This is a genomic window from Acidovorax sp. GW821-FHT10E04 (assembly GCF_059415185.1).
Map to the genome: position 1 here is coordinate 118,239 of NZ_JBWKMT010000003.1, position 21,948 is coordinate 140,186.

The 21,948-nt window shown below is 72.2% G+C and carries 24 protein-coding genes; 15 read left to right on the top strand and 9 right to left on the bottom strand.

Going from position 1 to position 21,948, the window contains the following annotated elements; all coding sequences use genetic code 11:
- Positions 1–226: 226 nt before the first annotated feature.
- Positions 227–1,120 (bottom strand): oxidoreductase, encoded by an 894-nt coding sequence (locus AC07OC_RS09920; RefSeq protein ID WP_255591856.1) that lies wholly within the window; start codon positions 1,118–1,120, stop codon positions 227–229.
- Between the two features lie 159 nt (positions 1,121–1,279).
- On the opposite strand from AC07OC_RS09920, the gene AC07OC_RS09925 reads away from it, so the two are divergent.
- Positions 1,280–2,254, top strand: coding sequence for a LysR family transcriptional regulator (locus AC07OC_RS09925; protein WP_218341736.1), 975 nt, complete (start codon positions 1,280–1,282; stop codon positions 2,252–2,254).
- Positions 2,255–2,291: 37 nt separating this feature from the next.
- Here AC07OC_RS09925 and AC07OC_RS09930 read toward each other — a convergent pair whose 3' ends face one another.
- A complete protein-coding gene (locus tag AC07OC_RS09930) occupies positions 2,292–3,092 on the bottom strand; it encodes an SDR family oxidoreductase (RefSeq protein WP_218341735.1) in 801 nt (266 codons plus the stop codon).
- 143 nt (positions 3,093–3,235) lie between these two features.
- On the opposite strand from AC07OC_RS09930, the gene AC07OC_RS09935 reads away from it, so the two are divergent.
- The 3 genes from AC07OC_RS09935 to AC07OC_RS09945 all read left to right on the top strand — a co-directional run bounded on the left by AC07OC_RS09935 (position 3,236) and on the right by AC07OC_RS09945 (position 6,192).
- Entirely contained in the window at positions 3,236–4,159 is a 924-nt protein-coding gene (locus AC07OC_RS09935) for a LysR family transcriptional regulator (protein WP_218341798.1), read from the top strand.
- Between the two features lie 148 nt (positions 4,160–4,307).
- Complete coding sequence (locus tag AC07OC_RS09940) at positions 4,308–5,033, top strand: aspartate/glutamate racemase family protein (RefSeq protein WP_218341797.1); 726 nt, start codon at positions 4,308–4,310, stop codon at positions 5,031–5,033.
- Between the two features lie 112 nt (positions 5,034–5,145).
- Positions 5,146–6,192: a serine hydrolase domain-containing protein gene (locus AC07OC_RS09945; RefSeq protein ID WP_218341734.1), complete on the top strand. Its 1,047-nt coding sequence runs from the start codon at positions 5,146–5,148 to the stop codon at positions 6,190–6,192.
- A 112-nt stretch (positions 6,193–6,304) separates the two neighbouring features.
- Here AC07OC_RS09945 and AC07OC_RS09950 read toward each other — a convergent pair whose 3' ends face one another.
- Positions 6,305–6,880, bottom strand: a complete 576-nt coding sequence (locus AC07OC_RS09950; protein WP_218341733.1) for a DUF1439 domain-containing protein — start codon at positions 6,878–6,880, stop codon at positions 6,305–6,307.
- A gap of 76 nt (positions 6,881–6,956) precedes the next feature.
- Between AC07OC_RS09950 and AC07OC_RS09955 the strand changes: the two genes are divergently transcribed.
- Positions 6,957–7,820 (top strand): AraC family transcriptional regulator, encoded by an 864-nt coding sequence (locus AC07OC_RS09955; protein ID WP_218341732.1) that lies wholly within the window; start codon positions 6,957–6,959, stop codon positions 7,818–7,820.
- Between the two features lie 100 nt (positions 7,821–7,920).
- The gene (locus AC07OC_RS09960) at positions 7,921–8,850 is read left to right on the top strand and encodes a DMT family transporter (RefSeq protein ID WP_494601079.1); all 930 of its coding nucleotides are present in this window, start codon (positions 7,921–7,923) and stop codon (positions 8,848–8,850) included.
- On the opposite strand, the gene AC07OC_RS09965 is transcribed toward AC07OC_RS09960, so the two are convergent.
- Together AC07OC_RS09965 and AC07OC_RS09970 are read right to left on the bottom strand one after the other, a co-directional pair.
- Complete coding sequence (locus AC07OC_RS09965) at positions 8,847–9,098, bottom strand: hypothetical protein (RefSeq protein WP_218298083.1); 252 nt, start codon at positions 9,096–9,098, stop codon at positions 8,847–8,849. The genes AC07OC_RS09960 and AC07OC_RS09965 overlap by 4 nt on opposite strands.
- A gap of 176 nt (positions 9,099–9,274) precedes the next feature.
- Positions 9,275–9,766, bottom strand: coding sequence for a GNAT family N-acetyltransferase (locus AC07OC_RS09970; protein ID WP_218298095.1), 492 nt, complete (start codon positions 9,764–9,766; stop codon positions 9,275–9,277).
- A gap of 219 nt (positions 9,767–9,985) precedes the next feature.
- Between AC07OC_RS09970 and AC07OC_RS09975 the strand changes: the two genes are divergently transcribed.
- Complete coding sequence (locus AC07OC_RS09975; protein ID WP_218341731.1) at positions 9,986–10,660, top strand: DNA-3-methyladenine glycosylase; 675 nt, start codon at positions 9,986–9,988, stop codon at positions 10,658–10,660.
- Between the two features lie 9 nt (positions 10,661–10,669).
- Here AC07OC_RS09975 and AC07OC_RS09980 read toward each other — a convergent pair whose 3' ends face one another.
- Positions 10,670–11,554, bottom strand: coding sequence for a PA4780 family RIO1-like protein kinase (locus AC07OC_RS09980; protein WP_218298085.1), 885 nt, complete (start codon positions 11,552–11,554; stop codon positions 10,670–10,672).
- A gap of 177 nt (positions 11,555–11,731) precedes the next feature.
- Here AC07OC_RS09980 and AC07OC_RS09985 point away from each other — a divergent pair, with 177 nt between their 5' ends.
- Positions 11,732–12,586 carry a DUF3617 domain-containing protein gene (locus AC07OC_RS09985; RefSeq protein ID WP_218341730.1) on the top strand — a complete coding sequence of 285 codons (855 nt, stop codon included), beginning with the start codon at positions 11,732–11,734 and terminating at the stop codon, positions 12,584–12,586.
- A gap of 22 nt (positions 12,587–12,608) precedes the next feature.
- On the opposite strand, the gene AC07OC_RS09990 is transcribed toward AC07OC_RS09985, so the two are convergent.
- Both AC07OC_RS09990 and AC07OC_RS09995 read right to left on the bottom strand, forming a co-directional pair.
- On the bottom strand, positions 12,609–13,370 hold the full coding sequence (locus AC07OC_RS09990) for a tRNA-uridine aminocarboxypropyltransferase (RefSeq protein WP_218298087.1): 762 nt from the start codon (positions 13,368–13,370) through the stop codon (positions 12,609–12,611).
- A complete protein-coding gene (locus tag AC07OC_RS09995; RefSeq protein ID WP_218298088.1) occupies positions 13,367–13,975 on the bottom strand; it encodes a class I SAM-dependent methyltransferase in 609 nt (202 codons plus the stop codon). The genes AC07OC_RS09990 and AC07OC_RS09995 overlap by 4 nt, the downstream gene beginning before the upstream one ends.
- 120 nt (positions 13,976–14,095) lie before the next feature.
- Here AC07OC_RS09995 and AC07OC_RS10000 point away from each other — a divergent pair, with 120 nt between their 5' ends.
- The 4 genes from AC07OC_RS10000 to AC07OC_RS10015 all read left to right on the top strand — a co-directional run bounded on the left by AC07OC_RS10000 (position 14,096) and on the right by AC07OC_RS10015 (position 17,686).
- Positions 14,096–15,331 (top strand): helix-turn-helix domain-containing protein, encoded by a 1,236-nt coding sequence (locus AC07OC_RS10000; protein WP_494601082.1) that lies wholly within the window; start codon positions 14,096–14,098, stop codon positions 15,329–15,331.
- Between the two features lie 120 nt (positions 15,332–15,451).
- The gene (locus AC07OC_RS10005) at positions 15,452–16,105 is read left to right on the top strand and encodes a Vgb family protein (RefSeq protein WP_218339512.1); all 654 of its coding nucleotides are present in this window, start codon (positions 15,452–15,454) and stop codon (positions 16,103–16,105) included.
- A 161-nt stretch (positions 16,106–16,266) separates the two neighbouring features.
- On the top strand, positions 16,267–17,079 hold the full coding sequence (locus AC07OC_RS10010; protein WP_494601084.1) for a DUF899 domain-containing protein: 813 nt from the start codon (positions 16,267–16,269) through the stop codon (positions 17,077–17,079).
- 16 nt (positions 17,080–17,095) lie between these two features.
- Entirely contained in the window at positions 17,096–17,686 is a 591-nt protein-coding gene (locus AC07OC_RS10015) for a hypothetical protein (RefSeq protein ID WP_494596859.1), read from the top strand.
- Here AC07OC_RS10015 and AC07OC_RS10020 read toward each other — a convergent pair whose 3' ends face one another.
- Complete coding sequence (locus tag AC07OC_RS10020; RefSeq protein WP_218297200.1) at positions 17,687–18,070, bottom strand: VOC family protein; 384 nt, start codon at positions 18,068–18,070, stop codon at positions 17,687–17,689.
- 256 nt (positions 18,071–18,326) lie between these two features.
- Between AC07OC_RS10020 and AC07OC_RS10025 the strand changes: the two genes are divergently transcribed.
- The 3 genes from AC07OC_RS10025 to AC07OC_RS10035 all read left to right on the top strand — a co-directional run bounded on the left by AC07OC_RS10025 (position 18,327) and on the right by AC07OC_RS10035 (position 21,929).
- Complete coding sequence (locus AC07OC_RS10025; protein ID WP_494601086.1) at positions 18,327–18,905, top strand: flavin reductase family protein; 579 nt, start codon at positions 18,327–18,329, stop codon at positions 18,903–18,905.
- Positions 18,906–19,168: 263 nt separating this feature from the next.
- The gene (locus AC07OC_RS10030) at positions 19,169–20,791 is read left to right on the top strand and encodes an ABC transporter substrate-binding protein (RefSeq protein ID WP_494601423.1); all 1,623 of its coding nucleotides are present in this window, start codon (positions 19,169–19,171) and stop codon (positions 20,789–20,791) included.
- 163 nt (positions 20,792–20,954) lie between these two features.
- Positions 20,955–21,929: an ABC transporter permease gene (locus AC07OC_RS10035; protein ID WP_492806619.1), complete on the top strand. Its 975-nt coding sequence runs from the start codon at positions 20,955–20,957 to the stop codon at positions 21,927–21,929.
- Positions 21,930–21,948: the final 19 nt, after the last annotated feature.

Sequence of the window (21,948 nt, forward strand, 5' to 3'; positions counted from 1 at the left end):
GGGAATGGCTGGCCCACGGGCTGGCGGCAATGCGGCAAGCCTGTGCCAGTTGTAGATCGTCCGCCGGTCCGGCGCTGTAGGACGGCTGCCAGAAAGCCTTGCGGACAGGACAGCACCGGTCGCGGCGGGCGGGCCGGCGGATCCGAGCCCCCATGGCATCCAGCGCTGTCTCCGCAATGCCCCAATGCTATTCATTCAATAGCGAACGCAGCCAGTGGCCGCCCCTTCACGCCACGGCCGTCCCGGCAGCCTGGGGAAAGTCCGTCGACGCGGCCACGGCGCTCCACTGCGCGGTCTCGGCGGCCACCCGCGCATGCTGCTCGGCGATGGTGCGCAGCGTGTCGGAGCCCAGGGGCAGGCGCACCGGCGGCATGGGGCTGGCCACCAGCTGCAGCAGGGCGCGGGCCAGCCGCGCCGGGTCGCCGGGCTGCTTCAGGTTGATGCCGGGCACCGCCTGGCGCACCACGCCCGCGCTGGCCGCATAGTCGTCCAGCACGCGGGGCGAGACCGCCAGCGACGCGCCATCCAGGAACTCGGTGCGGAAGTACCCCGGCTGCACCGCCGTGGCATGGATGCCCAGCGGCGCGAGCTCGGCGTGCAGCGCCTCGGTGATGCCTTCCACCGCGAACTTGGTGGAGCAGTACAGGCCAAAGCCGGCACTCGAGCGCACGCCCCCCAGGGAGGAAATGTTGATCACGTGCCCCGCGCGGCGAGCCCGCATGGCCGGCAGCACCGCGCGCGTGACGTTCAGCAGGCCGAACACGTTGGTGTCGTACAGGCGGCGCACCTCGTCGGCGGTGGCCTCCTCCACCGCCCCCATCAGGCCGTAGCCCGCGTTGTTGACCAGCACGTCGATGCGGCCGAAACGCGCGAGCGCGGCCTGGACGGCGTGCTGCGCCTGGGCCTCGTCGGTCACGTCCAGCGCCAGGGGCAGCAGCGCGCCCCCGCCGCCCAGGCGCTGGCCGACGGCTGCGGCATCGCGCGCGGTGGCGACCACGACATCGCCCTGGGCGAGGGCCGCTTCGGCGATGCGCGCGCCCAGGCCGCGCGAGGCGCCGGTGATCATCCAGACGCGGGAGGGTGAAACGGTGGTGGTGGTGGTCGTGTCGGCAAAAGCCATGGCGAATCCTTCGGGGGTTCAGGGGTGGTGGATGGGCTGGGTGGGCGCCTTGGCGGGCCCACGGGGGTGAACTGTAGGGAGCCCATTGACATAGGACTAGCCCATAATTCATGGATACATTCACAAGCAGCGCTTGCCAATCCACTCCCCAACCCCACCATGGCCATCAACGAACTGCGCGCCATCGCCAACTTCGTGAAGGCGGCTGAACTGGGCAGCCTGCGCCAGGCCGCCGCCACGCAGGGCATCACGCCCCAGGCCTCCAGCCAGCTGCTGGTGCAGCTCGAGGCGCACCTGGGCGTGCGGCTGTTTCACCGCACCACCCGCAGCCTGAGCCTCACCGAAGAGGGGCGCCAGTTCCTCGCGTCGGCGCAGCCCGGCCTGGCCACGCTGCAGCACGCCGTGCAGGGCGCACGGCGCGGCCGGGAAGAGATGGCGGGGCCGCTGCGCATCGTGGCGCCGCGCTCCATCCTGCTGGAGGTGATCTGGCCGGTGCTCGACGCGTTCTGCCGCCGCCACCCCCGGGTGGAGCCGGACGTGCAGCTCGACGACCGCATCGGCAACTGGGTGGAAGACCGCGTGGACGTGGGCTTTCGCTCGGGCTATCCGCCCGAGGGCGGCGTGGTGGCGCGGCGGCTGCTGGCGCTGCAGCTCATCGTGTGCGCCGCGCCGTCCTACATCGCACGACACGGCGCGCCCGCCAGCATCGACGCGCTGGCAGCCCACACCTGCAGCGGCTTTCGGCACCCGTCCACGGGCAAGCCGATGCCGTGGGAATTCAAGGTGGGGGACGACATCGTCTCGCACGCCATCCCCGCCGCGTTCTGCACCAACGACATCGAGGTGGAAACCCGCGCCGTGCTGGGCGGGCACGCCATCGGCCAGCTGGTGGGCCCCACGGCCGCACCGCTGGTGCGCAGCGGGCAGCTGGTGCCCCTGCTCACGCAGCACGTGGCCGAGCACCTGGGCCTGTACGTGTACTACGGCAGCCGCACCGCGCTGCCCGCCCGCGCGCGCGCCTTCATCGACCTGGCGGTGGAGATGGTGGCGAACAACCCCGCCCATGCGCTGACGCCGCAGGAGCTGGCGGCATCCCCCGGCCGCAAGGCCCGGCCGCGCAGGGCCAAGGGCTGAGAAAGAGAAACCGCCCCGGGCTCGCCCGCGCCGCGGCTCAGGCCGCGAAGCCGCCGTCGATGAGCAGGCTGGCCCCGGTCACCATGCCCGACTCGGGCCCGGCCAGGTAGGCCACCATGCCCGCGATCTCGTCGGGGTGCGCGTGGCGGCCGAGCGCCATCAGGCCGTGCATGCTGCCGGCCAGAGGGCCGTCGGCGGGGTTCATGTCGGTGTTGACGGGACCGGGCTGCACGTTGTTCACGGTGATGCCGCGCGGCCCCAGGTCGCGCGCCAGCCCTTTCGTGAGGCCCACGATGGCGGCCTTGCTCATCGCATAGACGCTGAACCCGGCCCATGGCACGCGGTCGGAATTGGTGCTGCCGATGGTGATGACGCGGCCGTAGGCGCCGCCCTGGCCCATGTGGCGCGCGGCGGCCTGCGTGGCCACGAACACGGCGCGCACGTTCACGTCGAGGGTGTGGTCGAAGTCCGCCAGCGCGAAGCTGTCCAGCTCGCCCGCCACCGCCACGCCGGCGTTGTTGACGAGGATGTCCAGGCGGCCCAGCGTGCGCGCCGCGCCGTCGATGGCCTGCGCGAGCGCCTGCGCATCCGCGCTGTCGGCCCGCAACGCCAGGGCCTTGCCGCCGTCCGCCTCGATGGCGGCCACCAGCGCCTGGGCGGGGGCTTCGGAGCTGCTGTACGTGAAGGCCACGGCCGCGCCATCGCGTGCCAGGCGCCGCACGATGGCCGCGCCAATGCCGCGCGCGCCGCCGGTGACGAAGGCGGCCTTGCCGGCCAGCACGCGTGAAGCAGCGGCGGGCCCGGGGGCGGGGGGTGTGGTGTGGGGCACGGCAGACATGGTGTTTCTCCAGAAAAAGTGATGGTGAAGAGGAAGCGGTTCGTGGCAGAACCAGGAACACCTGCAGTGTCGGAAAACCATTGCACGGGCGGTAGCCATGAATGGGCTGGATCTATTTCAACCAGCAGTTGAAAATGTGGGCCATGCAGCCCCTGAGCCATCTCGAGTCCTTCGTCCAGTCCGCCGAGTGCGGCAGCTTCTCGGCCGCCGCGCGGCAGATGGGCCTCACGCCGGCCGCCGTGAGCAAGAACGTGGCGCGCCTGGAGGCCAGCCTGGGCGTGCGGCTGTTCCAGCGCAGCACGCGGCGCCTCACGCTCACCGAGGGCGGGCAGCGCCTGCTCGCGCAGATCGGCCCGCCGCTGACGGCGCTGGCCGATGCGGTGGACCACGCGGCCGAGGCCCAGCAGCAGCCCGCGGGCACGCTCAAGGTGAGCATGGGCCAGGCCTTTGGCCGGGCCTACCTGGTGCCGCTGCTCACCGAGTTCTTGCAGCGCTACCCCGCCATCCAGCCCGACTGGCGCTTCGAGAACCGCCAGGTCGACCTGATCGGCGAGGGCTTTGACGCGGGCATCGGCGGCGGCCTGAACCTGAACCCCGACATGGTGGCGCGCACGCTGGGCCCGATCCACCTGGTGGTGGTGGGCTCGCCCGCGCTGCTCAAGGGCTGCAAGGCACCGCGCCACCCGGCGGACCTGGCGCGGTGGGACGGCATCGCGCGCCGCGCCATCCGCACGGGGCGCATCCCGGTCATCACGCTGCGCAACAGGGCGGGCGAGGCCGCCGCGGCCGAGTTCCGCCCGCGCGCCGTGTTCGACGACCCCGAAGCCATGTGCCAGGCCGCGCTGATGGGCCTGGGCCTGGCCGTGCTGCCCATGCCGTTCGCGCAGCCCTGGCTGGCCAACGGCGGCCTGGTGCGCGTGCTGCCCGGCTGGTGGGCAGACGCAGGCCCCACCTCGCTCTACTACCCCAGCAAGAAGCTGCTGCCCGCGCGCACCCGGGTGTTCGTGGATTTCGTGGTGGAGCAGTTCGCGCAGCGCGGCTTCGCGCAGCGGGTGCGCGGAGACTGACCCGCAGCGCCCGCGCGCAGGCGGCCGTGGCCCACCGGGCATGGCCGCGTGGGAAGCGCTGCTGGCATCATGGCGCCTGTCCGCCGACACGGCGCCCTCCGGCCACCCGCCCAACCGCATGACCGCTTCCATCACCCCCGCCCCTTCCATGCCTTCCGGGGCCGCGCCGCTGCACATCGGCATCGTGGGCTGCTCCGCCGAGGGCGCGGCGCTGTGCTACCGCACCATCTGCACCGAAGGTGCCGCGATCCTGGGCCAGGCCCATGCGCACCCCGAGGTGTCGATGCATACCCCCTCGCTGGCCGCCTATGTCGACTGCCTGGAGCGGGGCGACCTGCAGGGCGTGGCCGACCTCATGCTGGCATCGGCCCGCACGCTGGCACGCGCGGGCGCGGACTTCCTGGTCTGCCCGGACAACACCATCCACCAGGCCTTCGACCGCGTGGCCCCCCACTCGCCGCTGCCGTGGCTGCACATCGCCGAGGTGGTGGCCGCCGAGGCGGCGGCGCGGGGCCACCGGCGGCTGGCGCTGACGGGCACGCGCTGGCTGGTGGACAGCAGCGTCTACCCCGACAAGCTGGCCGCCCAGGGCCTGGCCTGCGTGCGCCCCACCGAGGCCGAGCGCACCGAGATCGGCCGCATCATCATGGACGAGCTGGTGCCCGGCGTGGTGCGGCCCGAGGCGGTGGCCACGTTCCAGCGCGTGATCGCGCGCATGCAGCGCGAAGAGGGCTGCGATGCCGTGGTGCTGGGCTGCACCGAGATTCCGCTCATCATCAGCGACGCGAATTCCGCGCTGCCCACGCTGGACTCCACGCGGCTGCTCGCGCGCGCGGCGCTGCGCAGGGCCGTGGGCAGCGGCGGCAGGGCCTGAGCGCAGGCGCGCGGCACTGCGCCCCGCCGCGCCGCCTTTGTTCTTTGGCCGGCGCAAAGGTTGCGGCGCCTACACTGCGCGCACCGTCCGTTCTTCGCCCGAAGGAGCCCGCATGCGCCCCCGCTGGACCCGCCGTTCGACCTGCATCGCCCTGGCCCTGCCCGCCTGCCTGGCCGCTGGCGCCGCGCTGGCCCAGCCGGCACCCGCCGCCGCCTGGCGCGAAGCCCCGGCCCCCGGCGAGCAGGCACTGGATGCCGCCGCCTTCCAGGGGCCCGATGCCGCGCTCGCCCGCGAGTTCACCGACGTGCAGAGCGCCGTGGTGGTGCTGGACGGGCGCGTGGTGTACTCGTTCTACCGCGACGGCGACGCCGAGAAGCTGCGCGACACGCAGTCCGCGTCCAAAAGCGCGCTGTCGGTGCTGCTGGGCACGGCCCTCGCGCAGGGCCGCATCGCCAGCGTGGACCAGCGCGTGGTGGACCTGGTGCCCGAGTGGGCCGGAGCCCACAGCGACCCGCGCGCGGCCGCCATCACGCTGCGGCACCTGCTCACGCTGACGGCGGGCTTCGCGGTCCGCGACGCCATCGGCACCGCCGCGCCGCTGCGCCCGCGCGATGCCTGGGCACGCCCGCTGGCCAGCGCCCCGGGCCAGGCCTTCGCCTACGACAACTCGGTCGTGCCGCTGCTCGTCGCCGTGCTGGAGAAAGCCACGGGCATGCCCCTGGCCGACTACGCGCGCCAGCAGCTGGTGGGCCCCCTGGGCTTCGCCGAGCCGTCCTACCGGCAGGGCCTGCACCTGCGCACGCTCGACATGGCCAAGCTGGGCCAGCTCTACCTGCGGCATGGACGGTGGAACGGCCAGTCGCTGGTGCCCGAGGCGTTCGCCGATGCATCGGTGAAGGCGCAGAACGCGGGCGGCCCGCCGGTGGGCCTGTCGTACGGCTACCTGTGGTGGGTGGTGCCGTCGCCAGCGCCGCGCCCGACCTTCCTGGCCAGCGGCTACGGCGGCCAGTTCATCTGGGTGTACCCACCCCTGGACCTGGTGGTGGCCACCACCTCCACGGTGTCGCCGGACAGCCACCGGCGCGGCCATGCGCTGCAGTGGATCCGCACGCAGGCGTTCGCGGCGGCCCAGCAGCGCGCGCAGGGCGCGCCGCGCTGACCCGCGAAAGCCGTCCAGGGAATTTCAGGCAAAAAGGCCTTCAGCGCTTACCCATTCAGCGCTGATAGCTATATTTTTAATAGCAAATGTAGACAAATGCGGACGACAGCGCTCAAGGCTGCGGCTTGTTCACGAAGGCCACCACCAGTCCCCGGGCCGTCACGGTGATGGGCCCCGGCTGCAGGCCCAGGCCGTCGAACACGGCCGTGTCCTGCGGGCGCAACTGGTGCAGCACCACCTCGCGCAGCGACTGCTCGGCGAGCACCGGGCCGTAGGCGTTGAGCATCTCGTTCACGGCCGGCTTGAGGCTCGGGAAATCCAGGCGCCCCAGCCGGATCTGGTGGGCACGCACCGTGCGGTCGCCGGCCTCGTAGCGCAGCGCGAATTCCACATCGAACGTGCCCGCATGGCTGCGGCGCAGCGCCGGGCCCGCGACCTCCACGGCCATGGTGGCTCCCAGCCGGTTGGCCTCGGGCAGCAGGCGCAGGCGCGGCGCCTGCACGGCCAGGTCCACCAGCCCCTGCACCGGCACGCTGCGCGGAAACTTCTGCGCCACGGCCTCCTGCAGCTGCCCGAGCGGCACGGTGTAGCTGGGCTGGGCCCGGGCGGCGCGCAGCCCGGCCAGGGCGGAGGCCCCCCCGGCCAGGCCCCGCAGCGCGGTGCCCAGGAATCTTCTGCGGTGCACCATGCGTGCGCTCCTTTGCTGCGGTGATGGTGGTGGTGGGATCGGCCCCGGGCGGCGCGGGCCCGCAATAATCGGCGCCATGACGCCCCCGCACGTGCACCATTGCCAGGTTTTTGCCTCTCCCTGGCAAGGTGTGTACTGCACACGCGCCGAAAGTTCCCGCCGCTACGGCAAGCACTGGCACGCAGTCTACGGGCTGGGCCTGCTGGACGACGGCGCGCAAAGCTCGGCCAGCGGGCGCGGGCCGGTGGATGCCTATGCGGGCGACCTCATCACCACCAACCCGGGCGAGGTGCACGACGGGCAGCCGCTGGGCAGCGCATCGCGCCGCTGGCGCATGGTGTACATCGAACCGGCGGTGCTGCAGGCCCTGGCCGACGACGAGGGCGCCGTGGCGGGGCAGGCCGGCATCGCGCTCACGCGCCCCGTGATCCAGGACGCCGCCCTGGCCCGCGCGCTCCACACCCTGGTCGCGCGCATCGCCCTGTGGAATGTGGTGCAGCCGCCGGCGCCGCCCACCGCAGCGATGGCCGGCGCCGTGGACCGCCTGGCCTGCGAGGAGTCGCTGGCCCAGACCTGCGCCCTGCTGCTGCAGCGCCACGCCAGCACGCCCCCGGCAACTGCCCCGCGCACCGCCCACGCCGCGCCCGCGCTCGGGCAGGTGCGCGACTGGCTGGCCGACGCGCCCCTGGCGCCCCCCACGCTCGCGCAGATGGCCGCCTTCGCCGGGCTCAGCCGCTACCAGCTGCTGCGGCGTTTCGCCGGCACCTACGGGCTGCCGCCGCACGCCTGGCTGCTGCAGCAGCGCGCCGAGCGCAGCCGCCACCTGATCGGCCAGGGCGTGGGCCTGGCCGATGCGGCGGCGGCCAGCGGCTTCGCCGACCAGAGCCACATGACGCGCATGTTCACGCGGCAGTTCGGCTTCACGCCGGGCGCGTGGTAGAAGGCCCGGCGCGGCCCGGCGGCGCAATAACGTTCAAGACGCGCCGCGCCAGACGCCGCAGACTGGCCGCTGATTCACCACTTCGGCAGGGTTTCCGGTCATGTCAGATTCACTCAAGGGCCAGCTGCTGTGCAGCCTGGCGATGGTGCTCGTGGGCAGCACGGTGGTGGCCAGCAAGGTCATCGGCCAGGACATCGAACCTTTTCTCGCCACCGTGCTGCGGCACGCGCTGGCGCTGCCCGTGTTCTTTGCGCTGATGCGCTGGCGCGGCCAGCGGCTGCCGCGCGTGGGCCGGCGCGACGCGGTGCTGCTCACGGTGCAGGCGGCCGCGGGGAGCGTGGGGTACTCGGTGCTGCTCATCCTGGGCGTCACGCTGTCGAGCGCATCGGACGCGGGCATCGTGGCGGGCACGCTGCCTGCCGCGGCCGCGCTGCTCTCGGCCGTGGTGCTGGGTGAGCGGCCCGCGCTGCGCCTGGTGCTGGCCATCGGGCTGGCCACGCTGGGCGTGATGGCCGTGGCTTTCTCGCCCGGCGGCGGCGGGGCCAGCCCCGCGCGGCTGGCAGGCATCGCGCTGGTGCTGGCCGCCGTGGCCTGCGAGGCGGTCTTCATCCTGGCCCACAAGCGCCTGGCGCGGTCGGTGCCCGCGCTGGCGCTGTCCACCCTCATGTCGGCGGGCGGCCTGCTGCTGTCGGCCCTGCCCGCCGCCTGGCTGGCGTGGCGCGCCGCCACCCCCCTGGCCTTCGGCGCGCCCGCGCTGGCGGGCGTGCTGTACTACGCGTGGGTGCCCACGGTGGGCGGCTTTCTGCTGTGGTACGCCGGCAGCGCGCGCACCAGCGGCGTGCGCGCCTCGCTGGCCACGGTGTGGCTGCCCGTGTCGGCCCTGGTGCTGTCGGTGCTGCTGCTCGGCGAGTCCGTGCGCCCCTGGCAATGGGCGGGCCTGGCCTGCGTGCTGCTGGCCATGGTGCTGGCGGCCAGGGGCGCCCCGGAGCGGGCGACGGCGCGCGGGGAACGGGCCACCCTGCGCGCCTAGCGCCCCACCACCGACCAGCCGGCCTGCTGGTTGGTCTTGTCGTTCTCGTACTCCCACGCGGTTCCGCAGCGGTCGCACACGTAGCGGGTGATGGTGACGGAGCCGTGGTCGCGGTCTTCCTTGCGATTGCCCCGCTGCACCAGTTCGGCATGGCCCGGCGCCTTGCGCCAGTTGCGCTGGATGCCCTGGCAGGGCTCGCACAGCGCCATGGGTTTGAGTTCGTTCTGTCGCGCCAGGTCTTTGGTCATGGGGGGGCAGCCTTGGGGGCCGTGGTGTCGGGGTGGGATTGCATGCTGCGGGGCGGCTACTGTAAGCCACCCGCGCACGCCCGGGCGAAACACGGCGCCCGAACCACTCCCCGCCACAGGCTCGGCAGCGCGCCGGCGCTGGATGGACCGGCACAGCAAGCTATCAAAACAAGAGCTTAATGCGGCCCCAGCAGCTTGGCCATGCGCGCATTGCGCAGCACCACGCCCTGCCGCTCGGCGTGCTGGCGTGCCAGGACCTCGAAGCCGCTGGCGGCGAAGAAGGACTCGGCGGCCAGGCTCACATCGGCATGCAGCCGCGCGATGCCGCGCCGCGCCGCCTGCGCGTGGATGTGCGCCATGAGCGCGCGGGCCACGCCCTGGCCGGCCCAGTCGGGCGCGACGAAGAACTGGTCGATGTACCCCGTGGGCTGCAGGTCGGCAAACCCCGCGATGGCGTTGCCGTCCGCGGCCTGGGCGACGAAGGGCTGGTTGGCCCGCATGCGGGCGGCCCACTGCGCGGCGTCGTGCTGCGGGGGTGCCCAGGCCGCGAGCTGCCCGGGGGTGTAGTGCCTCGCGGCCAGGCCGTGCACCGACGCGTGGAAGACGGCGTGCAGCAGGGCTTCATCGCCGGGGCGAAAGTCGCGGATGAGGATCTCGGGCAGGGGCATGGGCGTGAAGGCGGACAGGACGGCGGGCGGCACGCGGGGTGGCCGCGCACGGGGGGCAGAGGCAGGAAAAGCGCGCGATTGTGCCGCACGCCGGGGGCGCTGCGGCCCGACGGGACGCACCGGCGCTGCCTCGGGCTGCGGGGACGTAGGCCGTGGCGCACGGAAGCCCGGGATCACCCGCCGCGACGCCCTCCCCGGCGCCCCGATAGCATTGCCCGCATGCCCCGCGCCCCTTCGCACGCCCTGCACCTGCCCGCAACACCCCCGCCCGGCCCGCCGCTCGTGCGGGCCGCCATCGATTTCGCGGCCCCCGCGCACGAGGTGGCGCGGCGCCTGATCGGCGTGACGCTGCTCGTGGACGGCGTGGGCGGCCGCATCGTGGAGACCGAGGCCTACGACCAGTCGGACCCGGCATCGCACACCTTTGGCGGGCCCACCGCGCGCAACGCCGCCATGTTCGGGCCACCGGGCTGCGCGTACGTGTACCGCTCGTACGGCCTGCACTGGTGCATCAACACCGTGTGCCGCGAGGCCGGGCACGGCGCCGGCGTGCTGCTGCGCGCGCTGGAGCCCACCCACGGCATCGGCACCATGCAGGCGCGGCGCGGGCTGGAGGACGTGCATCTGCTGTGCGCGGGCCCCGGGCGCCTGGCCCAGGCGCTGGGCATCGATGCCAGCTTCAACGGACGGCCACTGCACCAGCCGCCATTCGCGCTGCTGGAGCCCGATGCGGCCGGCGCCCCCGGCCACCACCCCGTCGGCGTGGTGGCCGGCCCGCGCATCGGCATTTCCAAGGCGGTCGATGTGCCGTGGCGCTTCGGGCTTCGCGGGTCGCGCTACCTGAGCCGCGCGTTTGCCGCTCCGGCGCGCGCTGGCGGGCCCGGCCGCCGCTGAAAGGACGCCTCAGCCCGCGGCCATGCGCAGCCTGCGCGCCGCGTCCTCGGCCCGCGCGTCGTCGATCTCGCGCAGCACCGCCTGCATGTCCACGTCGGCATGGTCCGGCGCGTAGCGGCCCGTGAGCGGCGTGGCGTTGTCGAGCAGGCCGCTCTGGAACAGGCTCCAGATCTCGGGGCCGTACTGGGTGCTGCGCAGCTCGGGCGCGAACTGGCCGAAGAAGTCGCGCAGGTTGGCCACGTCGCGCAGCAGCATGCGCTGGGCATGGTTGTTGCCGGCGGCGTCCACCGCCTGGGGCAGGTCGATGATGACGGGGCCATCGTGGCCGCCTTCGCCGCCTTCGCCATCAGCGCCGGGCAGGTGCGCCAGCAGGATGTTGAACTCCGACAGGTCGCCGTGCACGACGCCTGCGCACAGCATGCGCACCACCTCGGCCACCAGCGTGGCGTGGTGGGTGCGCGCGTCCTCGGGCGTGAAGCTCACGTCATTCAGGCGCGGGGCCGCGTCGCCGTGGGCGTCGGTCACCAGCTCCATCAGCAGCACGCCGTCGTGAAAGTTATAGGGCTGCGGCACGCGCACGCCCGCGGCGGCCAGGCGGTACAGCGCATCGACCTCGGCGCTTTGCCAGGCGGCCTCCTGCTCCTGCCGGCCGAACTTGCTGCCCTTGGCCATGGCGCGGGCCGAGCGCGAGTTCTTGACCTTGCGGTTCTCGGTGTAGTCCACCGCCTGGCGGAAGCTGCGGTTGTTGGCCTCTTTGTATATCTTGGCGCAGCGGGTGTCGTCCCCGCAACGCACCACGTAGACCATGGCCTCCTTGCCGCTCATGAGCTGCCGGACCACGGTGTCGATCAGGCCTTCCTCGATGAGGGACTGGAGTCTGGGGGGTGCTTTCATCGGGCCTGTGCGCTAGAGGGGAAGCGGACCATTGTCGCCGCATGGCCGGTGCACGGCCTTGGCGGGTGGGGGCGGGCGCGGCGGGCGCCACGTGCTGAACGACAATCCGGCGGCTGCCCGCCCCCGTGGGCACACCATCCCTTCCCCGCCGCGCCCAGCTCCCCGGAGACCTTCCCCATGCCCTTCGCCATTGCGCCCCCAGCCCCTGCCCTGCGCGCCGTCTTGCTCGGGTGCCTGCTGGCCTGTGGGTGCGCCGGGGCCGCGCAGCCGGCGGCGGCGGCCGGGTTCCGCCCGGGCGCGTACGCCGATGCACTCGGCGGCCCGGCGGTGGTGTGCGTGACCTCGGAGCACATGGCCCGCCTCACGGCCGCCGCCTGGAAACTCGCCCTGCAGCAGCGCGGCGTGGACTGCACGCTCAGCGAGTCCGCCCGGCCGATGCCCGGCCACGAAACCTGGGCGGCCAGCTGCACGGGCCCGGCCCTGGGCGTCAGCGCCCCGCACCGCTACCGGTTCACGGTGCACGCCGACGGCGACCAGCTCGTCATCGACAGCAGCATGGCGGCTTCCGCGGGCCCGCCGATGATGATGACGAAGAAGGCCTTTGCCGGCAGGTACCAGGGGGCGTGCGCGCCCGGCCATCCGCCCCTGGACGTGGAGGCCTACCTGGACGGCATGCACGGCAGCGAAGGCACGCCCGCGCAGGCTGGCGCCCGCAAGGCGGTGGCCCTGGACCTCATCCGCTGCGGCAATGTGTTCAACGGGCTGTCGCTCGGCGTGGCGAAACCCCGGCAGGAAGGCATGCGCGCAGCAGCGGCGGCGATGATCGCGGCCGCCGTGGAGCTGCACCCCGGAGAGGGCGGCTTCCACCTGGAAGCGCTCAGGCAATCCGCGCCCGAGGTGTCCGCCGAGCTGGTGGGGGCGCCCGCGGAGAAGAAGTTTGCGCTGTACCAGTCGTGCAGCCCGTACCTGGAGCCGGAGGGTGTCGCGCGGGCCGTGCAAGGCCGCATGGCGGCGGACGCGGCCGCACGCTAGGCCCGTGGTACGCGATGCGCGGCTACAGCGCCCCCGCGTCCCGGGCGCGAAGCGCGGCCAGCCGCTGGTGCACCGCGTCGCCCGCATCCACGGGCCGCTGGTGCTTGGCCTCGAGGTAGTGGGTGGTGAACACGTCCAGGTACGCCTCCAGCGCCTGCGCGGCATGCGCCTCGCCCGCCAGCTCCAGGCACAGGGCGCCGACCTCGGACGTGCAGAAATGGTCCCTGCGCGTGGACCGGCGCAGGTGGTAGCGCGAGAGCTGCTCGGGCTGCAGGCTGAGCACGGGCAGGAGGTCGAGGTACGGGCTCTTGCGGAACATCTTGCGGGCCTCGGGCCAGGTGGCGTCGAGCAGCACGAACAGCGGGCGCTTGCCTTCTGGCATGGCCACCTGCGTGACCACGCGCCCGGGCGCCACGAACTCGCCGGGGAACACCACATACGGCTGCCACTGCGGGTCGGACAGCAGCGCCAGCAGGCCGGGGTGCACCTCGGTGCGAGCCCAGCCAAAGGCAAATGTGTCGGGCACCACGTCGGCGATCAGCCAGCCCGTGTTGCTGGGCTTGAGCGGTTCGATGTCGGCCATCAGCAGGCACATGCCCGCGCGCGTGGGCAGCACGGGCCGCAGCGCGCAGATGCAGTGGCTGGGCACCAGGCGGCAGCCCGCGCAGCGCTCGCCCCTGGGGCCGCCCCGGGCCAGGAAGGGCTTGGCGCTGCGCGCCAGGCGCTCGGCGCGCAGGCGCGCCACCGCGTGCGGCGCGGCGGGGTTCGCGGGGGAATGCGTCACTGCCCGCCCGCCTGTTCCAGGGCAAACAGCGGTACCTGGGCCTGGCGGCTCAGCCACACGCCGCCGCCCAGTTCGATCGCGCCCTCCTGCAGGCCGCGCCGGTACAGCTCGGCGCGGTGGCGGAACAGGCGCGGATCGGTCAGATCCTCGTCGATGATGTCGCGCTCGTAGTCCTCGCGCGAGACGGCCTCCACGTACAGCGCGCCGCGGCTCAGGCGCCCCAGGTTGTGCAGCGCGGCCTTCAGGTCCGGCGGGCTCAGGTAGGGCAGCACGCCCTGGCAGATGACGAGGTCGAACGGCTCGCCGGCCGCGTAGTCCACCACCGAGCCCTGCTGCCATCCGAAGCGCTCGCACAGGTAGGCGCTGAACTCCACGCCCTGGTAGGTGGCCAGCGGGAAATGCCGCGCCACGATGTCCTTCCACAGCCCGATGCCGCAGCCCACGTCCAGCACGCGCTGCACCGGCACGCGCAGGTACTTGAGGTAGCTGCACACGAACGTGCCCAGGCGCTCGACATGGTCCGGGTCCACCACGCTGGTCTTCTTGTCGAAGTAGTAGCGCTGGTAGTAGGCCTCGTCGAAGGTGGTGGCGCTGGCGGATTTCAATGGGGGTCCTTGTGTCTAGGCCGTGGGGGCCCCCCGCGGCGGCCGGGGGTGTGAAGCGGGCGAGTATCCCCCACCCGGCCGCGCACGGCCCTGGCGCACGGCTGCGTGTAGGCTGTCGCCATGGATTCGCTGATCACCGCCGCCGCACGCGCGCTGGCCGCCGGGGACCCGCTGGGCGCGCTCAAGCGCGTGGCGCTGCGCGACGACCCGCCCGCGCTGGCCCTGCGCGGCATCGCCATGGCCCAGCTGGGTGAGCTGGCCCGCGCGCGCGACCTGCTGCGGCAGGCGGGCCGCGCGTTTGGCGCCCACGAGGCCCGGGCCCGCGCGCGCTGCGCGGTGGCCGAGGCCGAGGTGGCGCTGGCCCTGCGCGACCTGGGCGGCCAGGGCCAGGCACTGCTGGCGGCGGCCGACACGCTGCAGGCCCATGGCGACGCGATCAACGCCCTGCAGGCCCGGCTGGTGGCGGCCCGCAGGCTGATTCTGCTGGGGCGGCTGGCGCAGGCCTCCGCCGCACTCGCAGCCATCCAGGCGGCGGGCATGCCGGCCCAGCTGCCCGCGCCGCTGGCCGCCGTGGCCGCGCTCACGGCCGCAGAGCTGGCCCTGCGCGCCTTGCACATCGACGCCGCAGACGCCGCGCTGCAGCGGGCCGCCGAGGCGGCCGGCCACGCCGGGGTGCCCGCCCTGGTGGCCGAGGTGGCCCACGCCCGCACGCTGCTCCAGCAGCCCGCGGCCCGCCGCCTGGGGCCGGGCACCGAGCACCTGCTGCAGCTGCGGGACGTGGCGGCGCTGCGCGCAGCGGGCGACACACTGGTGGTGGACGCCTGCCGCCACGGCGTGCAGGCGGGCGGCGCGTGGCACCCGCTGGCGCGCCGGCCGGTGCTGTTCGCACTCGTGCGCGCGCTGGCCCAGGCGTGGCCGGGCGACGCGGACCGCGATACGCTGATCGCCGACGTGTTCCGCACGCGCCACCCCGACGAGACCCACCGCGCCCGCCTCCGCGTGGAAATGGGGCGCCTGCGCGCGCTGATGGCACCGCTGGCGGGCGTGGAGGCCACCGCACGCGGCTTCGTGCTGCGCCCCCAGGGGGGCCGCGGGGTGGCCGTGCTCGCGCCGCCGGTCGATGGCGCGCAGGGCGCGCTGCTGGCGCTGCTGTCCGACGGCGCCGCGTGGTCCACATCGGCCCTGGCGCTGGCGCTGGGCGACAGCCAGCGCACCGTGCAGCGCGCGCTGGCCGAGCTGGAGGCCGGCGGCCAGGTGCGCGCCATCGGCCAGGCCCGCGCCCGCCGCTGGCTGGCGGCGCCGCTCGTCGGATTCACGACGATCTTGTTACTCCCCACGGCGCAGCCGATTCCCTAAAGTGGCATCACCAACCGTTGAAGGAGCCCAGCCATGACCACCATCACCCGCACCCCACAAGCCCCCCGCGACGCAGCCTGCAGCAGCCAGGTGGGCGACACCCCGCCGCCGCACCGGCAGATGCCCATCGCCTCGCGCCAGCCCGCCCAGGTGGTGCGCGAGTACGGACCGTTCGGCGATGCCGGGGCGGTCCATGGCGTGACGCACGACGGCCAGCGCGTGTGGGCCGCCACGGGCGAGCACCTGGTGGCTTTCGACCCCGCCAGCGGCACCACCGCCCGCACGCTCGACGTGGCGTGCGACGCGGGCACGGCCTTTGACGGCACGCACCTCTACCAGATCGCCGAGGCGCGCATCGACAAGATCGACCCTTCCACCGGCCGCGTCCTGGCCACCATCCCCGCGCCGGGCGGCGGCAACGACTCGGGCCTGACCTGGGCCGAAGGCAGCCTGTGGGTGGGCCAGTACCGCGACCGCAAGATCCACCAGATCGACCCCGCCACGGGGGCCATCCGCCGCACCATCGAGTCCGACCGCTTCGTGACCGGCGTGACCTGGGTGGACGGCGAGCTGTGGCACGGCACCTGGGAGGGCGACGAAAGCACGCTGCGCCACATCGACCCCGCCAGCGGTGCCGTGCTGCAGCAGCTGGACCTGCCGCAGGGCATGGGCGTGAGCGGGCTCGAGTCCGACGGGGCCGGCCTGTTCTACGCCGGCGGCGGCAGCAGCGGCAAGGTGCGCGCCGTGCGCCGGCCCGGGGCGCCCCGCGCCTGAACGGGGCGGCCGCGCGCCGCGCCCATCGCCGTGCACCCCACGGGCCCTGCACCGGCGCCGCGCCTTCCGCGCGGGCCGCAGGCCGGGGACAGGTGCGCCTGGCCCGCCCGCGAGCCCATCCCTTCTTCTACCCCACCCGCCACCCCATCGAGGAGCCCTCCATGAACGCCCCCACACAACAACATCCCGTGGTCTCCGCCCGCCAATGGCTGGCCCAGCGCCACACCCTGCTGGCCCGCGAGAAGGCGCTGACCCGCCTGCGCGACGAGATCGCCCAGGAGCGCCGCGCGCTGCCCTGGACCCGCGTGGACAAGCGCTACACCTTCGACACGCCCCAGGGCCCGCGCGCCCTGGCCGACCTTTTCGACGGCCGCAGCCAGCTGCTGGTGCAGCATTTCATGTTCGGCCCGGGGTGGGAGCAAGGCTGCCCCAGCTGCTCGTTCATGGCCGACCACCTGGGTGGCATGGAGCTGCACCTGCAGCACCGCGACGTGTCGGTGCTTGCCATCTCGCGCGCGCCGCTGGCCGAGATCGAGCGCTTTCGCGAGCGCATGGGCTGGCGGTTCCGCTGGGTGTCGTCGCACGGCAGCGACTTCAACCACGACTTCGCCGTGAGCTTCACGCCCGAACAGCGCGCACGGGAGAACGGCGAGGTCTTCTACAACTATGGCATGCGGCCGTTCCCCGCCGAGGAGGCACCGGGCATCAGCGTGTTTGTGCGCAACGATGCGGGCGAGGTGTTCCACACCTACTCGACCTTCGGGCGCGGCGTCGAGGCCATGATGGGCACCTACCAGCTGCTGGACCTGACGCCGCTGGGGCGCCACGAAACCAACCCGGCCTACCCCATGGACTGGGTGCGCCACCACGACCGCTACGCGCCCGCCGACGCCGCCCGCACCCCGGCCGCTCCGGCTGCGCAGGCAAGCCAGGCCCACCCGGCACCGGGCGCGTGCTGCGCCGCACGGGGCTGAACACCGCCCCACGGCCATGGACACCCTCTGGCCCTGGCTCGCCACCGCCGCGCTGGGCGCCCTGCATGGGATGAACCCTGCCACGGGATGGGGACTGGCGGCGGCCTGGGGCCTGCGGACGCACGACCACGGCATCCCGCTGCGCACCGTGCTGCCCCTGGCCACCGGGCACCTGGCCTCGGTGGCGCTGGTGGCCGCCACGGCGGTGTGGGGCCTGCCGCTGGCCCGGCCCGTGCTGCTGGCGGTGGCGGGCGGGTTGTGCGCGGTGGTGGTGCTGGCCCACCTGCGTGGGCATACTGCGCCGCCCGGCATCCGCGGGCCTGCCGGGCCCGCGGGCCTGGCCCTGTGGTCCTTTGGGACGGCCACCGCCCACGGCGCGGGGCTGATGCTGGTGCCCGCGCTGGCGCCGCTGTGCCTGGGCGGTGGCGCAGCAGGGGGCGGTGCCGCATCCACCCCCCTGCTGCTGGCGCTGGCCGCACTGGGCGTTCACACCCTGGCCATGCTGGCGGCCAGCGCCGCCATGGCCGCCGCCGCATGCCGTGGCGTGCGGGGGGCCACACGCTGGCTGCAGCGCCACAAGCGCCGCGCCTGCCGCCCAGTCCGTTGACTATGCCTTTGGGGGGCGGTGCAGCGCGCAGAGCTTGTTGCCGTCCGGGTCGCGCAGGTACGCCAGGTACAGCTTGCCGCCGGGGCCTTCGCGGTAGCCGGGCGGGTCTTCGCAGGTGGTGCCCCCGTGGGCGACACCCGCCGCATGGAACGCATCGGCCTGCTCGGGCGACTGCATGGCAAAGCCGATGGTGCCGCCGTTGGCAAAGGTGGCGGCCTCGCCATTGATGGGGGTGCTGATGCAGAAGGTGCCGGAGGGGCCCCGGTAGAAGTAGCGGTTCTTGTTGGCGACGCCAGGGGGCACACCGATGGTGCCGAGCAGCGCGTCGTAGAACTTTCGGGATACCTCCAGGTCGTTCACACCGACCATCACATGACTGAACATACTTTTTTGTCTCCGCTGGGCCCCGATGGGGCGGTTGATGGGCGAAGGGATGTTACCGGCTGCGCACCCGCGCGCTGTCGCCCAGCAGACCGTGGCGCGGGCAGCGCCTGCGTGGAGTGAGTGGCCTGCACGGCGCGCGGGGGCACCACTGCCGGCGAACACGCTGCAGCCTGGCATTTTTCAAGCCAAAATGCCCTGGAGCGCACATTCAATCACCGCCATCAGCTATCAATTAGAGAGCATTCACCCTCCCGCCATGCCACCCACCGCCCACTTCACCCCCGTCCCCCTCGACAAGGCCTACCGCCTGCTCAACCACGGCCCGACCGTGCTGGTGTCTGCCGCGCACGCCGGCCAGGACAACGTGATGGCGGCCGCCTGGGCCTGCGCGCTGGACTTTTCCCCGCCCAAGGTGACGGTGGTGCTCGACAAGGCCACGCGCACGCGCGAACTGGTGGAGGCCAGCGGCGCCTTCGCGCTGCAGCTGCCCACCGTGCCCATGGCGGCGATGACCGTGGCCATTGGCACCGACAGCGCCAAGACCCACCCCGACAAACTGCGGCAGCACGGCGTGGAGCTGTTCCACGCCCCCGGCCACGCCAATACCCCGCTGGTGCACGGCTGCGCCGCCTGGCTGCTGTGCCGCGCCATCCCCGAGCCGCACAACCAGCAGGCCTACGACCTCTTCATCGGCGAAGTGGTGGCCGCCTGGGCGGACGAGCGCGTGTTCCGCAACGGGCACTGGGAGTTCGACACCGCACCCCAGGAGCTGCGCACGCTGCACTACGTGGCGGGCGGGCAGTTCTATGCGACGGGGGCGTCGGTCGTGGTGTGAAAGGCGCTGTGGCCACCACAGCGCGGCAGGAAGGGCAGTGGGCGCCGCCTCCCGGAGAATCCGGTCCATGCGGAATACCCTAGTGGCTCCGGTTCTTTGACCAGATAATATGCATGCATAGCGAATGCGAAGCCGCTGCGCTGCCGTGCCACGGTCAACCGCAGTCCCGGCGCGCTGCGGCAGCGGCGCCGTGCGGCGGCTGCCTTTCGACTTCGCTGCATGTATCCCCCGGTTGTAGATGAAACAAGGAAGCTGAAATGAACATGGGTTTTCGAAAGACCGTGCTGGCCGTGGCGAGCGGCGTGGTGGTGTCGGTAGGTGGGGCAGGGGTTGTGCAGGCGCAGTCGCTCACCATCGCGCTGGCGGCCGAGCCGACCGCGGCCGATCCGCACTATCACAAGATGACGGCCAACGATGCTTTTTCGGCCCATGTCTATGACTCGCTGGTGGCGCGCAACGCCAAGATGGAGCTGATCCCTTCGCTGGCCACGTCGTGGAAGAACCTGGACGACCTGACCTGGGAGTTCAAGCTGCGCCCCGGCGTCAAGTTCTCGAACGGCCAGCCGTTCACGTCCAAGGACGTGCTGTTCACCATCTGCCGCACGCTGAACAACGAGACCAACGTCTCGGAGTCGTACACCGACACCACCAAGCGCATCACCGACGTGAAGACGCCCGATGACCTGACCGTGATCATCAAGACCGTGGCGCCGCTGCCGCTGCTGCCCGCCGAAATGGCGCGTTCATTGCCGATTCTGTGGAGCGGTATTGCCCAGGGCGGCAAGCTCGCGTTCGCACCCAAGACGGGCTGCGGCGTGACCGGCGCCTGGCCGACCGTGACCGATTTCAATACCGGCAAGACCGCCATCGGCACCGGCCCGTTCCTGATGAAGTCCTACGTCAAAGGCACCGGCATCCAGCTGGAGCGCAACGAAGCCTACTGGGGCGAGAAGCCCCACTGGAAGACGGTGAAGATGGTGCCGGTGCCCAGCGCCGGCCCGCGCCTGACGGGCCTGCTGTCGGGTGACTACGACGTGATCGAGAACCCCGCCGCGCGCGACCTGACGCGTGTGAAGGACAACGCCAAGTTCGACTTCGTCGCCACGCCATCGACGCGCCTCGTGTTCCTGCAGCCCGACATCGGCCGCAACCCCAGCCCCCTGGTGAAGGCCGCCGACGGCAAGAACCCGCTGCAGGATGTGCGCGTGCGCCGGGCCATGAACATGGCCATCGACCGCAAGGCCATCGTGCAGCGCATCATGGACGGCATGGCCACGCCCGCCTACCAGTACATGCCCGACGGCATGTTCGGCGCGCTGCCCCAGGCCCCCGAGATCAAGTTCGATCCCGAAGGCGCCAAGAAGCTGCTGGCCGAAGCCGGTTACCCCAACGGCTTCGAGCTGACGCTGTCATCCACCAACGACCGCTACGTGAACGACGCCCAGGTGGCCCAGTCGGTGGCGCAGTACTTCACGCGCATCGGCATCAAGACCAACGTGGATGCGATGACCGCGTCGATCTACTTCCCCAAGCGCGCCAAGCGCGAATTCAGCCTGCCCATGGGCGGCTGGCCCGCGGAAACGGGCGAGGCGTCGGCGCTGTTCCAGCTGTGGGTGGCATCGCTGGACGCTCCCAAGGGCCAGGGCACCAGCAACTACGGCGCCAACTACAACCCCGAGTTCGACAAGCTGTACCTGCCGGCCGCCGACACGGTGGACCCCGCCAAGCGCAAGGCCGGCCTGGAAGCCGCCACCAAGTTCGCCCTGGACAACGTGGCGCTGATCCCGCTGCACTTCGAGAGCAGCATCTGGGCCTTCAAGAAGGGCCTGAGCTACGAAGGCCGCCGCGACCAGTACACGCTGGCCACCTCGGTCAAGGCCAAGTAAGCCACTGCCGGCCAGTGGACGGATACGGGGTGCGCTTGCGCACTCCGTATTTTTATTTGCCACGCCGCGTTGTCGCAGGCCCGCCATGTCCAGGCCCCCACGCCTTGGCCTTTGCAACGCCACCGTGGCGCGGCTTCCATCCATTTCGCAAGGGGGTGCCTGAGTGCTCGTCTTCATCCTGCGAAGGTTCATGCAGAGCCTTCTTGTCCTCCTGGCGGTGTCGCTGGTGGTGTTCTTTGCGGTGTATGCCGTGGGCGACCCCATCGAACTGCTGGTCAACGCCGAGGCCAGCGAGGCCGACCGCCTGGCGATGATCAAGCGCCTGGGCCTCGACCTGCCCATCTGGCAGCAGTACACGAGCTTTCTGTTTCGCGCGCTCAAGGGCGACCTGGGCACCTCGTTCGTGCACGGGATTCCGGCCATCGAACTGATCGTGCAGCGCATTCCGGCCACGCTGGAGCTGGTGCTGGTGGCGATCACGCTGACCATCGTGGTCGGCATTCCGCTGGGCCTGGTCGCCGGCCTCAAGAATGACAAGCCCACGGGGCGGGGGCTGATGGCGGGCTCGGTGCTGGGTTTTTCGCTGCCCAACTTCTGGCAGGGCATGGTGCTGATCCTGTGTTTCGCCGTGTGGCTGCAGTGGCTGCCCGCCGCGGGGCGTGGTGACACGGTGGCGGTGTTCGGCGTGCCGCTGTCGTTGCTGACGGCGGATGGCTGGTCGCATGTGATGCTGCCGGCCGTGAACCTGGCGCTGGCCAATATCGCGCTGGTGCTGCGCCTGACGGCGACGGGCGTGGTGGACGCCAAGACACAGGAGTACGTGAAATTCGCCCGCGCCAAGGGCCTGACGCCGCGCCGCATCCTCACGCGCCACATCCTGCGCAACATCCTGATCCCGGTGGTCACGGTGATCGGCATGGAGTTTGGCTCGCTGATCGCCTACTCCACCATCACCGAGACCGTGTTTGCCTGGCCCGGCATGGGCAAGCTGCTGATCGACAGCATCTACCAGCTCGACCGCCCCGTGGTCGTGGCGTACGTGATGCTGGTGACCTTCATCTTCGTGATGATCAACATGCTGGTGGACATGCTGTATGCGGCGCTGGACCCGCGCGTGCAGCTGCAAGAGTCCGAATAGGAAAGCGGGCACAAGCGAT

Coding starts and splice junctions, on each gene's coding strand:
- AC07OC_RS09920 (WP_255591856.1), bottom strand. CDS start 1,120: ATGGCTTTTGCCGACACGACCACCACCACCACCGTTTCACCCTCCCGC.
- AC07OC_RS09925 (WP_218341736.1), top strand. CDS start 1,280: ATGGCCATCAACGAACTGCGCGCCATCGCCAACTTCGTGAAGGCGGCT.
- AC07OC_RS09930 (WP_218341735.1), bottom strand. CDS start 3,092: ATGTCTGCCGTGCCCCACACCACACCCCCCGCCCCCGGGCCCGCCGCT.
- AC07OC_RS09935 (WP_218341798.1), top strand. CDS start 3,236: ATGCAGCCCCTGAGCCATCTCGAGTCCTTCGTCCAGTCCGCCGAGTGC.
- AC07OC_RS09940 (WP_218341797.1), top strand. CDS start 4,308: ATGCCTTCCGGGGCCGCGCCGCTGCACATCGGCATCGTGGGCTGCTCC.
- AC07OC_RS09945 (WP_218341734.1), top strand. CDS start 5,146: ATGCGCCCCCGCTGGACCCGCCGTTCGACCTGCATCGCCCTGGCCCTG.
- AC07OC_RS09950 (WP_218341733.1), bottom strand. CDS start 6,880: ATGGTGCACCGCAGAAGATTCCTGGGCACCGCGCTGCGGGGCCTGGCC.
- AC07OC_RS09955 (WP_218341732.1), top strand. CDS start 6,957: ATGACGCCCCCGCACGTGCACCATTGCCAGGTTTTTGCCTCTCCCTGG.
- AC07OC_RS09960 (WP_494601079.1), top strand. CDS start 7,921: ATGTCAGATTCACTCAAGGGCCAGCTGCTGTGCAGCCTGGCGATGGTG.
- AC07OC_RS09965 (WP_218298083.1), bottom strand. CDS start 9,098: ATGACCAAAGACCTGGCGCGACAGAACGAACTCAAACCCATGGCGCTG.
- AC07OC_RS09970 (WP_218298095.1), bottom strand. CDS start 9,766: ATGCCCCTGCCCGAGATCCTCATCCGCGACTTTCGCCCCGGCGATGAA.
- AC07OC_RS09975 (WP_218341731.1), top strand. CDS start 9,986: ATGCCCCGCGCCCCTTCGCACGCCCTGCACCTGCCCGCAACACCCCCG.
- AC07OC_RS09980 (WP_218298085.1), bottom strand. CDS start 11,554: ATGAAAGCACCCCCCAGACTCCAGTCCCTCATCGAGGAAGGCCTGATC.
- AC07OC_RS09985 (WP_218341730.1), top strand. CDS start 11,732: ATGCCCTTCGCCATTGCGCCCCCAGCCCCTGCCCTGCGCGCCGTCTTG.
- AC07OC_RS10000 (WP_494601082.1), top strand. CDS start 14,096: ATGGATTCGCTGATCACCGCCGCCGCACGCGCGCTGGCCGCCGGGGAC.
- AC07OC_RS10005 (WP_218339512.1), top strand. CDS start 15,452: ATGCCCATCGCCTCGCGCCAGCCCGCCCAGGTGGTGCGCGAGTACGGA.
- AC07OC_RS10010 (WP_494601084.1), top strand. CDS start 16,267: ATGAACGCCCCCACACAACAACATCCCGTGGTCTCCGCCCGCCAATGG.
- AC07OC_RS10015 (WP_494596859.1), top strand. CDS start 17,096: ATGGACACCCTCTGGCCCTGGCTCGCCACCGCCGCGCTGGGCGCCCTG.
- AC07OC_RS10020 (WP_218297200.1), bottom strand. CDS start 18,070: ATGTTCAGTCATGTGATGGTCGGTGTGAACGACCTGGAGGTATCCCGA.
- AC07OC_RS10025 (WP_494601086.1), top strand. CDS start 18,327: ATGCCACCCACCGCCCACTTCACCCCCGTCCCCCTCGACAAGGCCTAC.
- AC07OC_RS10030 (WP_494601423.1), top strand. CDS start 19,169: ATGGGTTTTCGAAAGACCGTGCTGGCCGTGGCGAGCGGCGTGGTGGTG.